Raw genomic sequence first — 265 nt, forward strand, 5'->3', positions numbered from 1 at the left:
GTAAATAAAGTCAAAACGTTTATACTTGTTTAAATTCTAAAAGCGTTCTGATTTCAGAACGCTTTTTTTATATCTTTAATTTACCGTTTTGTTTTAAAACTATGTTACAAAAACCAGAATCTCCAATTGGTGTTTTTGATTCAGGAGTTGGTGGTACTTCCATTTGGAAAGAAATTATCCATCGATTGCCTAATGAAAATACTGTTTATTTAGCAGACAGTAAAAATGCACCTTATGGAGAATAATCAGAGCAAGAAATTATAGC

Annotated in this window: 1 protein-coding gene; it reads left to right on the forward strand. The window is 29.8% G+C overall.

Annotated elements, in window-relative coordinates; translation table 11 throughout:
- Positions 1–101 precede the first annotated feature (101 nt).
- The gene (locus Q4563_RS20375; RefSeq protein WP_303605808.1) at positions 102–245 is read left to right on the forward strand and encodes a hypothetical protein; all 144 of its coding nucleotides are present in this window, start codon (positions 102–104) and stop codon (positions 243–245) included.
- Positions 246–265 lie beyond the last annotated feature (20 nt).

The organism is Gilvimarinus sp. 1_MG-2023 (assembly GCF_030548285.1).